This is a genomic window from Shouchella oshimensis, assembly GCF_004375095.1.
GTDB classification, from domain to species: domain Bacteria; phylum Bacillota; class Bacilli; order Bacillales; family Bacillaceae_D; genus Shouchella; species Shouchella oshimensis.
In genome coordinates, this window is the sequence record NZ_SNUX01000003.1 from 471325 (window position 1) to 484252 (window position 12928).

General features: G+C 34.1%; 19 protein-coding genes. 13 read left to right on the forward strand and 6 right to left on the reverse strand.

Features of this window, described 5'->3' with window-relative positions; translation table 11 throughout:
- The first annotated feature begins 1 nt into the window (after nucleotide 1).
- Nucleotides 2–421, forward strand: a complete 420-nt coding sequence (locus E2L03_RS13220) for a hypothetical protein (protein WP_134259372.1) — start codon at nucleotides 2–4, stop codon at nucleotides 419–421.
- Entirely contained in the window at nucleotides 421–657 is a 237-nt protein-coding gene (locus E2L03_RS13225) for a hypothetical protein (protein ID WP_134259373.1), read from the forward strand. Before E2L03_RS13220 ends, E2L03_RS13225 begins: the two co-directional genes overlap by 1 nt.
- 9 nt (nucleotides 658–666) lie before the next feature.
- On the opposite strand, the gene E2L03_RS13230 is transcribed toward E2L03_RS13225, so the two are convergent.
- Nucleotides 667–1161, reverse strand: coding sequence for a hypothetical protein (locus E2L03_RS13230; RefSeq protein WP_134259374.1), 495 nt, complete (start codon nucleotides 1159–1161; stop codon nucleotides 667–669).
- Nucleotides 1162–1226: 65 nt separating this feature from the next.
- On the opposite strand from E2L03_RS13230, the gene E2L03_RS13235 reads away from it, so the two are divergent.
- From E2L03_RS13235 to E2L03_RS13245, 3 genes are all read left to right on the forward strand, one after another.
- Nucleotides 1227–1640, forward strand: coding sequence for a phage holin family protein (locus E2L03_RS13235; protein ID WP_134259375.1), 414 nt, complete (start codon nucleotides 1227–1229; stop codon nucleotides 1638–1640).
- Between the two features lie 2 nt (nucleotides 1641–1642).
- Nucleotides 1643–2737 carry an N-acetylmuramoyl-L-alanine amidase gene (locus E2L03_RS13240; RefSeq protein ID WP_134259376.1) on the forward strand — a complete coding sequence of 365 codons (1095 nt, stop codon included), beginning with the start codon at nucleotides 1643–1645 and terminating at the stop codon, nucleotides 2735–2737.
- A 154-nt stretch (nucleotides 2738–2891) separates the two neighbouring features.
- Entirely contained in the window at nucleotides 2892–3080 is a 189-nt protein-coding gene (locus E2L03_RS13245) for a hypothetical protein (RefSeq protein ID WP_134259377.1), read from the forward strand.
- Here the strand turns inward: E2L03_RS13245 and E2L03_RS13250 are convergent.
- Nucleotides 3064–4026, reverse strand: a complete 963-nt coding sequence (locus E2L03_RS13250; RefSeq protein WP_134259378.1) for a DUF6414 family protein — start codon at nucleotides 4024–4026, stop codon at nucleotides 3064–3066. The genes E2L03_RS13245 and E2L03_RS13250 overlap by 17 nt on opposite strands.
- Before the next feature lie 53 nt (nucleotides 4027–4079).
- Nucleotides 4080–5213 (reverse strand): hypothetical protein, encoded by a 1134-nt coding sequence (locus E2L03_RS13255; RefSeq protein WP_134259379.1) that lies wholly within the window; start codon nucleotides 5211–5213, stop codon nucleotides 4080–4082.
- Between the two features lie 401 nt (nucleotides 5214–5614).
- Between E2L03_RS13255 and E2L03_RS13260 the strand changes: the two genes are divergently transcribed.
- The 4 genes from E2L03_RS13260 (at nucleotide 5615) to E2L03_RS13275 (ending at nucleotide 7766) form a co-directional block, all read left to right on the forward strand.
- Nucleotides 5615–6136 carry a GNAT family N-acetyltransferase gene (locus E2L03_RS13260; protein WP_134259380.1) on the forward strand — a complete coding sequence of 174 codons (522 nt, stop codon included), beginning with the start codon at nucleotides 5615–5617 and terminating at the stop codon, nucleotides 6134–6136.
- A gap of 405 nt (nucleotides 6137–6541) precedes the next feature.
- Nucleotides 6542–7078 carry a phospholipase A2 family protein gene (locus tag E2L03_RS13265; protein WP_134259381.1) on the forward strand — a complete coding sequence of 179 codons (537 nt, stop codon included), beginning with the start codon at nucleotides 6542–6544 and terminating at the stop codon, nucleotides 7076–7078.
- A 23-nt stretch (nucleotides 7079–7101) separates the two neighbouring features.
- Nucleotides 7102–7350, forward strand: coding sequence for a hypothetical protein (locus E2L03_RS13270; protein WP_206698968.1), 249 nt, complete (start codon nucleotides 7102–7104; stop codon nucleotides 7348–7350).
- A gap of 65 nt (nucleotides 7351–7415) precedes the next feature.
- Nucleotides 7416–7766 carry a hypothetical protein gene (locus E2L03_RS13275; protein WP_124741858.1) on the forward strand — a complete coding sequence of 117 codons (351 nt, stop codon included), beginning with the start codon at nucleotides 7416–7418 and terminating at the stop codon, nucleotides 7764–7766.
- Here E2L03_RS13275 and E2L03_RS13280 read toward each other — a convergent pair.
- From E2L03_RS13280 to E2L03_RS13290, 3 genes are all read right to left on the reverse strand, one after another.
- Nucleotides 7755–8123 carry a YhjD family protein gene (locus E2L03_RS13280; protein WP_124741859.1) on the reverse strand — a complete coding sequence of 123 codons (369 nt, stop codon included), beginning with the start codon at nucleotides 8121–8123 and terminating at the stop codon, nucleotides 7755–7757. The genes E2L03_RS13275 and E2L03_RS13280 overlap by 12 nt on opposite strands.
- Nucleotides 8124–8454: 331 nt before the next feature.
- Complete coding sequence (locus tag E2L03_RS13285) at nucleotides 8455–8814, reverse strand: DUF3021 family protein (protein ID WP_124741860.1); 360 nt, start codon at nucleotides 8812–8814, stop codon at nucleotides 8455–8457.
- Nucleotides 8815–8948: 134 nt separating this feature from the next.
- Nucleotides 8949–9314 (reverse strand): hypothetical protein, encoded by a 366-nt coding sequence (locus E2L03_RS13290; RefSeq protein ID WP_124741861.1) that lies wholly within the window; start codon nucleotides 9312–9314, stop codon nucleotides 8949–8951.
- A gap of 354 nt (nucleotides 9315–9668) precedes the next feature.
- On the opposite strand from E2L03_RS13290, the gene E2L03_RS13295 reads away from it, so the two are divergent.
- The 4 genes from E2L03_RS13295 to E2L03_RS13305 all read left to right on the forward strand — a co-directional run bounded on the left by E2L03_RS13295 (nucleotide 9669) and on the right by E2L03_RS13305 (nucleotide 12926).
- A complete protein-coding gene (locus E2L03_RS13295; RefSeq protein ID WP_124741862.1) occupies nucleotides 9669–10814 on the forward strand; it encodes an AimR family lysis-lysogeny pheromone receptor in 1146 nt (381 codons plus the stop codon).
- Nucleotides 10811–10966, forward strand: a complete 156-nt coding sequence (locus E2L03_RS20490; protein WP_166740310.1) for a hypothetical protein — start codon at nucleotides 10811–10813, stop codon at nucleotides 10964–10966. Before E2L03_RS13295 ends, E2L03_RS20490 begins: the two co-directional genes overlap by 4 nt.
- A 106-nt stretch (nucleotides 10967–11072) precedes the next feature.
- Entirely contained in the window at nucleotides 11073–11282 is a 210-nt protein-coding gene (locus E2L03_RS13300; protein ID WP_124741863.1) for a hypothetical protein, read from the forward strand.
- A 144-nt stretch (nucleotides 11283–11426) separates the two neighbouring features.
- Complete coding sequence (locus E2L03_RS13305) at nucleotides 11427–12926, forward strand: recombinase family protein (RefSeq protein WP_134259382.1); 1500 nt, start codon at nucleotides 11427–11429, stop codon at nucleotides 12924–12926.
- Nucleotides 12927–12928 lie beyond the last annotated feature (2 nt).

A 12928-nucleotide genomic window follows, 5' to 3' on the forward strand; every position in this document is an offset into this window, starting at 1 on the left:
CATGAAATTAGTGATCGAAGTGAATAAGTTAGCAAAGGCGCATGAATTTTTACATGGGCTTATTTTGGTGCGAAAAAAATCTAGGGAGCGCCGCCGTATCCTAACCTTGATACAAGAACGGATCGAGCGCTACAACAAGGAGCGTAAAGAGCTGTTAGAGGAACATGCCGAGAAAGATGAGAGGGGTGAGGCGATCATAGAAAATGAAAATTACAGAATTAAGGACTATCAAGCGTTGCAAGAAGATTTATTGGAATTTGAAAAGGAAATGCCTCTTGCAATTGAAGGAACGGCATATCAAGGTACTCTCGAAACACTGCAAACCATTTTTGTGGATTTAGAAGAAAAGGAATTTGGAGGCGTTGAATCCGAGATCTATGATTACTTGTACGACCAATTAGAAAAGGGAGATGAAGAATAATGTTTGAAGTAGAAAAGTTAGATTTGCGCGTGTCCGGTGTTGATTTTACTTACAATCAAGAGGAAGATGTTGACGTTGTACGCTTGCGTTTTAGTGTAACTGATCCGGTCGGTGATATTAATGCGAATGGGCGTGTGGCGGTGACAACAGAGGAATATTTTAACGCGCAAGGATTTACAGCACTCGCAGACTTAGCCCGTAAAAAGCTTGTGGCACGTTTAGAACCTGGAGAGTAAATTAAAGGCTCAATTTTTGAGCCTCTTTTTAGTTTCTGTTTCAAGCAACTTTTCTAATAAGATAAGCTGAATTCTTATAGTTTTATGTTTACTATCTGTTGATAGACCGACGTACGTCATTGTAAGAAAAAAAACAAAAAACAGGCCAGCAATTTCCATTTGTAATTCCTGAAATGGAAGTATTGGTGCTGTAATGGCTATTACTAAAGTAATAAAAGCTAAGTAATGACTTATAAAAGATTTGTATTTTTCTTTTAGACTTGGTAACAAATCGAGTAAAGAATCAATTGAAGTGCTCGGTAGTTCTTTAATTAGTGATGAGGTATTTTTGTAACCTAAGTACCTCACCACGTATGCAAACTCTTTGATTTCCTTTGTGCCAATTTGAGTACCTTTATCTAAAATTTTTTGTAAACCACTTTTGAACAAATTGTCAGATGTTTTAGCTATACGACGTAATTCAATAAAGTTTTCGATTGGTTTTTTCTTTTTCTTAAAGATCATCAAAGCACCTCCAAATATTATTATCGGAGGTGCAAGTATTTTATTTCAATATAAGGAGTTTTTTTATGGAGAACATTTCGCTATTTTTAAATTTAGAGACGTTGGAGGTAGCAAGGCTTTATTTATTTGGTAATGTAAAATGGCTTGATCTACTAATTGTTTTAATGTTAATAGATGTACTAACAGGGGTTTTAAAAGCTTGGAAAGATAAAGATTTACGTAGTCGTAACGCTATGTTTGGGTATGCACGTAAAATTGCTATATTTGGAATCATCATCGTGGCAAACATTATAGATAGAATTCTTGATTTAAATGGCATGGTTGCTACAGCGACTGTGCTTTTTTATATGGTCAACGAAATCTTGTCCATTACAGAGAATGCCGCGAAGTTAGGTTTGAAAGTACCGCCTGTTATTCAGGAAAAGCTTAGAGGATTTGATAGACAAGGACCATTAGAAAATGAAAAGGGAGATGAGTAATTATGGCTAAAGTTGCAATGTGTGCAGGACACGGAGGTAGTGGATCGACGGCAGGTAAAAGAACGCCAGCGGGTGAATACGAATGGAACTTTAACAATAAGGTAGTCATTGAAGCAATTGCTGTCCTTAGAGCGTCAGGTCATGAGGTATTTCGCTTAGATGATCCGACGGGTAAAACAGATGTGCCGCTAAAAACACGTACAGACCGCGCCAATTCATGGGGCGCTGATATTTACATCTCTGTCCATCATAACGCTATGGGCACTACATGGAGAGATGCAGAAACTGGTATTGAAACGTTTACTCAGAATGGCAGTCACCCAGACGCTGAAAGGTTAGCAGCGGCTGTACACCCTCTATATGTTAAAGCAATGGGATTGCGTGATCGTGGGGTTAAAAAGGCGAATCTGCACATTACCAGAGAGACAAAAATGCCTGCAATCCTTACAGAAGGTGGTTTCATGGACTCTCGCCACGATGTGGCTGTTATGCGTGATGATGACAAACTGAAAGCGCAAGGCGAGGCAATTGCTAAGGGGGCGATTGCTTATTTAGGTGGAGAAGTGACGATTCCTAACGATACCAAAACAGGTGGAATTATCGTTGAGAATAAACCTGCTCCTAAGCCATCGAAGAAATCCATCGCTCAAATGGCGGATGAAGTAATTGCTCAAAAGCATGGTAACGGGCACGACAACCGTCGTAAGTCATTAGGAATCAGCGCAGTCGAATACGAGAAGGTGCGCGCGGAAGTTAACCGGAAATCAGGTGTAGGATCATCAAAACCAGCGCCATCTAAGCCAAAAAAGAGCATTGCTCAAATGACTACGGAAGTCATCAACAATCAACATGGTAATGGTCATGATAACCGCAGACGTTCGCTGGGCATTTCTGCTGCCGAATACGATAAAGTAAGAGCTGAGGTAAACCGTCGTGCAGGTGGTGTAACAAAGAGTTCCGTTAATTCTGTCGATCAAATGGCGCGTGAAGTGATAGCAGGCAAACATGGTAACGGACATGAGGCGCGTAGGAAATCGTTAGGTATTTCACAAGCGCAGTATAACCAAGTGAGAACAAGAGTTAATCAGTTGGCATAAAAAAGCCCCGCTTCGGCGGGGTGAAAGTATGGCAGAAAATAGGCAGTTTAAAATAGCTCCTAAAGATGTAAAATGAAATTAAGTAGTCATATATAATTGACTAATTGTTAATTCTTTGAATACACTATACCAAACAGCTTAAGGAGGAATAAAAATGGTCAGAAGAATTTTTGATGATGCAGCTTCTCTTCTCAAAAATCAAACAGCTGATTATTCAAAAAGAAAAAAAATAAATGAGAAAAGACGATCGAGAATTCAAGAATCCATGCATAAAAGATCTGAAGAATTTGAGCATAGAAAAAAAGCTGTAAAAAAAGACTTATCGTTTATTCGTAGAAAATAGCTATTGGAGAAACCACTAAATCATTTTTCTCTATAATTTTGAATGAACCTAATAAAATATCCAATATAAAAGTAGGCAATCTATCTAAGTCTGTTTCATCTAAATTAGGGAAATCCTTTATTCCATCGTAAACTTCTCTTTTTTTTCCAATAACCCTAACAAGAAATTTTGCTTTTCTAGTCGTATCTGTTCTAAATGCAAGTGAAGCTGTCGATTGACGCAGGTTAGATTCTTTTAACAGCCCAATTTTTTTATCGGAAGTCTTTATAATTACTAAATTGGGTAGCAAATTATTGGAGTAAGTGTTAATAACCTTTAATTGTTCAAATAATTTAACAACGTTGTGCATTTCCTCGTGTTTTGCGACTACCTTATTAGCAATATTCATTTTTTCTCTTTCTGTAGATGTTGGTTTTTGTTTTTTGACTAGTTTTTTTGCTTCCTCATAACTTATGTCGTGCATAAAAATTTCTCCTAAAGCTACTTGTTTAAATAGCTCAGGATTAACACTGTTACTAATTAAATTAAAATCATAAAACCTAAAAGATTCGCTACTTAAGAGTAGTGATCCTTCAGAGGCATTTTGCGCTTTTGTAAGTTTATTTTCTTCTTCTAATAGCTTCAGTAGGTTATCTAGGGCAGCATCATGAAACTGCTTATTAAGTATATCCTTTTGTCCCTCTGTTAGTGATTCAGTCTCACTATTTTGTTCGCTGCCTTTACCACCTAATTTCCCTCCTATTTGGGCAGATCCGCCTGGAAATATTCCGGTCGAAATAGAGACTTTAGCATCTAAACCTGAACTAATCTCCTCGCCAGATCTTGACGTGGCGGACTCTTCACGACTTTGTGAGTCTTCAGTCGAATAAGATGTTTTTAAACCATTCTCTAACTGAGCTAGCATTGAATTCATTAAATCTACGTCTAAATAAATTATATCCTTCATAATACCCCCTAGATTAATTTTAAATTTTTCATCTATTCAAAGGTCTTGAGAAATCAATGAATCTTCCTGTTTTTGTTTAAAAGAGAGATTTTCTTAAAAGATGTAAAATCAGGTTTTTCAAATCTGTTTATCCAAAAAAGAATTTTCTCTTCCTTGGGAAGTAACGAATCCATTAAAAATATGAAATCGTAACAATCTTGAGCAGCGCTAATAAATCTTTCTTCCGACATGTCTATTAAATGTTCTAAATTTGATAAGCTTGATGATTCGTCAGTTAAAGCAGATGCGTGAATTAGTTGATTTCGAACTTTAGAATGTGCTTTAATCTTAGATTTTAACAATTGTATTTCTTGGTTTTTTTTAATATGCTCATGTAACCTAAACACTAATTGTTTTAAAATAGTGTCATCCTCAACCTTATTTTTGGTTAGGAAACTTTTGATTTTTTCTTGAGAGATACTTTCGCTGAATTTTTGATTGTAAAAGTAATAAAACAAATAACTTTCAAAAAAAGTTATACTGTTTATTATTATTTGTCTTGTTAAGGAATTTAGTTCTTTATCAATCTCAACTCTCAACAACTCGTCTTGAATACTGTTTTTTTGATTAAATTTCTCTACAAAGATGTTGTATATATTAATCAAATCACAGTAATTTATGAACTCAGGCATCGTAACTGTTGCAGTGTTATCAAAGTTTATATCAATCCAATGATGGGGCTTAACAGGTATCCCTAGAGATTGGTTATAAAACTGTTTCATTTCAAATTTGTCCTGTAATTCTTGCAATTTATAAAGCCTTTTGTTTTTTTGTTTTAAGTCACTCAGATAATTTCTTGCGAAATTAATTATAATTGATCTACCCTCTGGAGCATCTAAGTCTATACTAGAACTAACTGTGATAGGTAATTTATAAAGTCGCCCTCCATAAACAGTCCTAGATGTAAAAGAAGACTCTCTATCCTCTTTTATATAACCCAATGTTTCTTTTTGCATTTTTGCAAAACCATAAAAAGGCATTTGGTTATATTTTCCTGCAATTAGTATTTCTAAAAAGATTCCGCATAGCGACCATAAATATACTTTCTTGTTTTCACCGCTAAATTTTTCAATGGTTTTTCTAGAAAACATATCTTCCAATTCTAAAATCATATTTTTAACGTGATCTCGTTCACAATATTTAGCCAAAATATATTCTCCTCACTATCAAGATACCCTGTCTACGATTATTTATTAATGATGCACACCAACAGACTCTTTTTGATTGAAATTTAGAAGTCTATAGAATTTTTAATCTACCTTCCTCCTTTTCCATATTGTGCTATTAATTTTACGCAATGTCGAGTTTTTTTAACAATGTAGAAGATTTTCTTAAGTTCAATAGAAAGAGAGAGTTCTATCGATTTTTTAGGGTTAATATAATTTAAGCTTATTTCACTACAAAAACCCTGTTTCTCAGCGAGGTCTCAAGGGGGCTTCATAAAGCTGATAGATTAAAAGTGTTACTTTGCTTTATATGTTATTATTGCGTAAATGAAATTGGAAATTACTAAATTAAAGAGCTTATAAATATGTTACGGGGTGTAAAAATGATTATAAGAAGAGCAAAATTAGATGATGCACCAGCTATTGCAAAAGTTCACGTTGATAGTTGGAAAACTACCTATCAAGGTATTGTCCCTAATGATTATTTAAGCAATTTATCTTATCAGAAACGAACAGAATTATGGAAAGCAAATATTGCAAAGAAAGATAATTATGTTGTTGTTGCAGAGAACAATAAAGGTGAAATTGTAGGTTTTGGAGATGCTTGGAAAAGAGAAACCAATAAAGTGGAAAACTCAGGTGATTTAACCTCAATTTACCTACTTGAAGAATACCAAGGAGAAGGTGTAGGAAAGAAGCTACTCAAAGCATTGTTTAAAAACTTCAAGCTCTTGGGTTACAGAAAAATATTTGTTGAGGTGCTTGAGGAGAATAAAACTCGTTATTTTTACGAATATTATGGTGCGAAGTTAGTTAAATCAGTTCAATTTATAATTGGTGGAAAACCATTAAATGAGCTTATTTACCAATGGGATAATATCGACGAGGTTATTGAGAAATTATAACTCCTGAATAACATCTTGACCCCGCTTCTCAGCGAGGTCTCAAGGGGGTTATAAAACTGGTCATTACAACGATCCCTGCATTGGGGGAGCTTGGTAATTTTAAAAATAAAATAAAAAATAAGAAATAAGTCATATATTCAGAATTGTTTTACCTTTTAAGTGGTTAATAAAGTGTGAAAAAACCTTTTAATATAGTGTTGTATTTATTTAACGATGCTTATGTATTTTAATTTAGATCTAATTACCTAATCTTATATATCTATAATTATAAAATTTTTATAAAGTAAGTATTAAAATAAATAGTAAGAATTAAATAACATGTAAAAATTATACTTATTTTTCATATGGTTTTATGCTAATATTTTCATTGAAGGCGCCTTCCAAAAATTTCATAGGAGTGTTACTGTGGTTAAAAAATCTATTTTGTCTATTTTATCTTTATTAATGTTATTTAGCTTAATTCCACAACAAGCATTTGGAGCAACGAAATTTATCGATGAAAATAGTTCCTTTGAGGAAGCTAATGAAGTTTTAATGAAATATGTTTCTACTACTGAAGAAGGGGTATTCTTCAATGTTGAGGCTGCAATCAATGAAGGTGAATCTGAATTTGTTATAGAAACAGGAAAAATGCTTAATGAACTTAATGATATGTATAATCCATCAGAAGAAGATGTAGTAACACCTTTAATTTCGCTTCCTATTTGGGGTAATTGGTGTGGACCTGGATACGGTGGTGGACCTACAAAAGATCACCTAGATGCTGCTTGTAAAGAACATGATATAGCATACGGGAGAGAAGGTTATTTTAGTTGTACGGCTGATGCGAGATTAATTGCCCGGATTGGTAGAGATTACAATAAGATGAAGACATTAGAAAAAATGATGGCACAAAATGTAGTTATATACTTCACTGCCCAAATGGCAGTCAACTGCAGATAATCAACTTTAGGAGTTAACTAACCTTGAGTATTAATACTTATAAAAAACTTTCATGGATTTGTATTTTATTATCGATTCTTGTATGGATACCAAATGTTGTTTTTCAAGTCGCATCACCATTATGGCTCTCTGTATACATATTTGGTACTGTTGGTACAGTTTTCGGTGTATTTGCAAAAAGTTATTTGTTAGTCATATTAAACGTTATTATGTTCTTTAGCTTTTTTATCTTAATGGCAGTTTTCAGCTTATATGAAGCATACTACGGATAAAGATATTCCTGCGAAAGCAGGAATATCTTTTATTTTAACGAATTTGAGGACATAGGAGGTTTTATATGAAGAGAGAATTTGAAGCATTTGCTTGTCTATGGTCCATCCATGATGCAATTATTGAACGGTATCCTAACGCCAGTAGTCACTACGGTAACTACAATCAAGTTGTTAACTATGCACTCTACAACTATGGTTTTGCCTTTACCGAGCACCAAAAAAGAGACCTAAATCAATCGGTCTCCATACGCAACGACATTTGTCATTTTCGTCATATCAGTCACAAAGACTTACTCACACTTAAAGGTTTATCCTCATCGCTTATACCCGCTAAAATTTCTTCCCATAACAGGTCTTCATCCATATCATCTAAACGTATTTCAAAAGCCTCATCAAAAGGGCATCTATTCATGTAATCTATCCATGTAAAACAACAAGTTCCTTTTTATATCTTTCTTTAGTGTTGATCTCGTTCCGCCGACATTACCTGTGCGACCATTGCACCAGTAGCGCCAATTTAAAAACAGGCTATCTACTTGGCTTGGTTGATCTTCAACTTTAATATTTTCTTTTTTAAAGTAATGCCGCTTTGCAAATTGATCATCTGCAATCAGTTTTAGTATCTGCTGGTGTAGATCGGGCGAGCGGTCATATATGTTGTGTAGGTACTCTCGAGTTAATCGATTAATAATGTACGACCGTATACTTACCTCTGGTCGTTCATCGACTGTAAGTGAATCCCAACCGTCAAAAGAAGTGTCAGGTAGTTCCATTTCAATCATCCTCTCTTAGTTGGATTCATTATATACGAATGTACGTTCTATAAACAACAAGAAAAAAGAACCAATAAAAATTGATCCTTTTGCAGTGCTTTACTTGTAATAAACTACTTGTCCGCAATCATAAGCTAATAGCACGCCAAGCTAAGCTATTAGCTTTTAGTTGTATATCCCCGTCAGGTACTACCGTCAAAATCACTTTTATTCCTCAGACTCACTAATACCGCTATCATCGTTCGTATCGTAAAAGTCATCTACTTTTACATTCAATAAAGCAGCCAGTTTGAATTTGATCTTGTAATAGGTTTAGCTTTGGATATACCCTCTAATTAGAAGTGAATTTAAATAGTGTAAAAAAAATCAGCCACGAGACAGTACCGAAGCCCAAAAATATTAAAAATACCAAGAAGTAATCCTTCATACTAATTAACGTAAACCAACCACTTACTAATAATATTGGATAGATAGTTAATAACATGACAAAGAAATGCAGTACTGTTTTTCGTAATATACTCCATTCTTCAAAATTATAAATAAGTGAAGCAATACCTAGAATTAAAACGATGAAGCTAGCTATAAACGTGCCTTTTGCATCGTGTGTTTTGTTTTGATAATACAAAACAATAGCAATGACATTCATAATTATAAAAGGTAAAAGACCTCTTAGCAAAATTTGTATTAGCATACCTTACCAACGTATCTGCCTTTTGGAGTTGCGGGTAGATCATTAAAATGACCATAAGTAAAACTGCTTGAATTCCTACCTTTTATAATTAAATTCTCCATAAAAATCCTCCTCAATTTTTTTTATAATTAACCTTACTGTATTTTAATGCAATAAGAATCAATTCTTTGTAGCATATTCTGATCATTAAAACTGTAAATGTCCGAGGCGGCTATGTAAGACAACTGCTTATTATCTCTTATAAATTCAGCTGTTCCATTTATGACAACGTAATTTTCTTCTTGAATTACATTTAATATTTTGAAATTTGTTGTAACACTTTCAAAATAATTAGAGGTAAGTCTACATTCATCCATTACAGCTTTCTTCCCTACCAATACTTTATCACCAACAATATTCCATTCAATATTTTTATCAAGAAATTGATAAGTATGATTGAAGTTTCCAGTAGAAAAAAATTCAGCTACTTGCTTTGGTGTGAGGGTAGTTTCAGAATTCATACTAGTGACCTTCTTTCGTACATATTTTTAGTACCATTTCAACAGTAATCTTACAATTGATAAAATAACTATACACTATAAGATGAATAAATTATAGCGTTCCAGCTAATCCCAATTTTTATGAATTTGTTGGTCGATATCCGCGACGCATTGGCATAAAAAAGAAGCGTTCACAAAAATTTTAGCTTAATTTTTTTTATTCGTGAAAGTATCTCTTTTAAAAATAAATGATTTTCCCAATATGATTTATGATGCGACTAATGTATTCTTAAGTCAGAATATAAATACGTATAACAGAAAGTTGCAGAATTTTCATATTAAAAAAACATGCAACTTCATTTATGAGGTGATTTAATGGATTTCGAAAGAGAAACGTCTGGACAATATCTATATAGGTTTGTTGTTGAACAAATGAACGAAAGGTCATTTCTGGATCAAGCTACTTTAAGTAGAGAAACTGGTGTTTCAAAATTTACTATATCTCGTTTTTTAAAAGTAAAAGGAGATAAGGATATTGAGTTTAAAGCAGCGTTATCTCTAATGAAATTCTTTGATTCTATTAACTTCGGTGAGTACATGGATGAATATTGCCTGAAATTAAACAAGCCGGTAGGAATCATAAATGCTTTGGAGTTCGCTTCAAATTACAAAAGAGGAGATTTAACAGATAATTTGATAGCCAAACACTCAGATAAAAAAGGGGAAATAAAAGAGTGGTTGGAAGTTTACGATTTAAATCGTAAAAGAACTAGTATGAGCGACAACGACGTCTTAAACAAGTGCAAAGTGCTCTATGGTCGTGTGAGTGCTCCAGAAATACAGATAAAACTAGACCTCATTGAAGCGGCCACAATTTCTGTAAACGATTATCAAACACTGCACTACATGGCAGAAAGAGTTAATCTGAAAGTAAAAGAATTAAGGGAAGGATTTATAAAAGATTCTTTTCAAATCAAGATATTTAGCTACTTCTCGTATGCGAAATTGTATAACCATAATGATCCCGAAACTGCTATAAGTTATTCTGAATCAATTATAAGAAATTCAGTAAGCCCGAATTATTTAATAGGTTCAGCTTACGTTATCATTGGTCAAGCATATATGTTTACGGATAAAACCAAGAGTTTAAAGAACATTGAAAAAGCTATAACGAAATTTGAGGATGATGGAAACTTAGAATTCGCAAAAAAACTAAGGGAAAATGATATCGCTTTTATAAAGAATGTTCATAAGGTTGAAATGGATTTAAATGTTTTGAGGGGCGAGGAATTAGCTCATCAACTTCTAGTACGGAACAAATATCAAGAAGCATTAGATGTACTAAACAAATTGCCTGAAACGACATTCTCTCTAATATATAAAGGTGTTGCTACGTGTAACATTACTTATCTATTAGATGCATACGGATTATTGGTTAAAAGCGGTAAGGCATACTATAAACGCTTAGTTGAGCGAGAGATAAATAAAATTGTAGATCAAAATAAGGGGGTGTTAAATTGAAAAATTTTCTAGTTTCTGTAGGTATTGTTGCGTTAACTTTCTTTGCAACTACATCATTAGATCAAAATGCTGGACCATCCGATCCAGTTGTAGGAAGTAGCATTGAATCAGATTTAAAAAGAGGACCGTCTGATCCAGTAGTTGGTTCTTAAAGTTAAAAGAGAGGCGTATATCGCCTCTGCACACATATGCATAGGAAAATTGAGTTTCTTCCTATTTATATGTGCGCAATTTTTACATATTAAAAGGGGTGTCAACATGAAGTATGAGGTGATTGCATTTTGGTCTGAAAAAGGTAAAGACGGCATGGTTTGTGTAAAGAAAAACGGCGTAATAATTGATTCGGAAATTTCTCCAAATAGAATGACAGAAAACCAATTTCTAAGTTGGAGAAAAGCAAAATCCTTAGCTTTCATACATAAATACGATATTGATATTAAAGAAGTGGACTTAGCACTAGTTAAATAAGTAATTCGGACAATCGTAACTGTCATACGCTCAAATGAGGAGTGATGACAGTGCGAGTCAAGGTAGTTACTGGTAAGTATACGGACAAGAACATACATCTTTGCTATGATTACCTGATAAAGCGATATAAGGAGGAACTAGAGCGTGATAGCGATATACGTGAGGGTATCGACGGAAGAGCAGGGAAAGAAAGGGTACAGTGTCCGCAATCAGATACAGATGTGCAAGGACAAAGCAGGAACGAATGATGTAATTCAATACGTTGACGAGGGTTTTTCCGGTGAGTTTTTGGAAAGACCGGATTTAGAAAGACTAAGAAAAGATGTTAGGGAAGGGCTAATTACAAAAGTTGTTTGTTATGACCCTGATCGACTCTCTAGAAAATTAATGAATGCTTTAATTATAGATGATGAGTTTCGTAAAAAAGATGTAGAAATGATTTATGTAAATGGTGAATTTGCCTCCACTCCAGAAGGGCAACTTTTTTATAGCTTAAGGGGAGCGATTTCAGAGTTTGAGAAAGCTAAAATAAATGAACGTATGACGAGCGGTCGAAAGCGAAAGGCTATTGAAGGAAAAGTAATAAAGAATAGTCATGCTTATGGATACGATTATGATAAAGAAAACGGCATGTATGTACAAAATGAAAAAGAGGCTAACATCGTTAGGTTTATCTTTGACATGTTTACAAAACCAACTAAAGATATCCAAGGGATGAATGGAATAGCAAAATTCCTCACGGCCAAAGAAATACCTACAAAAAAAGGTGTAGGTGTTTGGCATAGACAAGTGGTAAGGCAGATACTATTAAATGAAATGTACACTGGCACGTACTATCAAAATAAGTTTAATACTGAAGGTATGCTTGCCAATAAATATAAAGCTGATAACAAAATAAGAATGACCATTAGAGATCAATCTGAATGGATCGAAACAGAAATACCTCAAATAATTGAACAAGAGCAATTTGATTATGCTCAAGAGCTACTTAAACAAGCCCGTAGACGGTGGTCGAAGAGTACCAGTGCAAGAACGTATCTTCTGAGTGGAATTGTAAGGTGTGCTGATTGTGGGAATACAATGACAGGCATATACAGAAACAATTGGGGTACGAAACTCAGGTATTATACAGATGTAAAAAATAGCTCAGGAGCAAAAAATGAAGGTTGTAAGCATCACGTAAGGGCAGATAAGTTAGAAACAACCATATGGGATAAGATAGAAGAACTTTTAAATAATCCTGAGCGATTGGAAGATTACAAGCCAGAAAATGGCGACACGTTCTCTAAATTTGAAATTGACCAGATTGATGATTTAAAAGAGCAGATTGATAAGGCGAAAAGTGGAAGAAAAAAACTACTACAGCTTTTTGCGCTTGAAGATATGGATACAGAAGAAATTAGAGACTCCATTGTTGAGTTAAAAAGTAAAGAGGAACGGTTGAAGAATCAACTTATTGAGCTTGAAGGTAAAGTGAATAATCAAAAGGAAGTGTCCAGTTCGTTTTTAATGTTAGATGAGGTTAGGCAGCGATGGTTGAAAGAAGATACTATTTCTGAGGAAGATAAAAAAGAAATTTTGCGTATGTTAGTGAAGGAAATTATCTTATCGAAAGATGGAGAAGTTTCCATTCAGCTTCTTTAAAG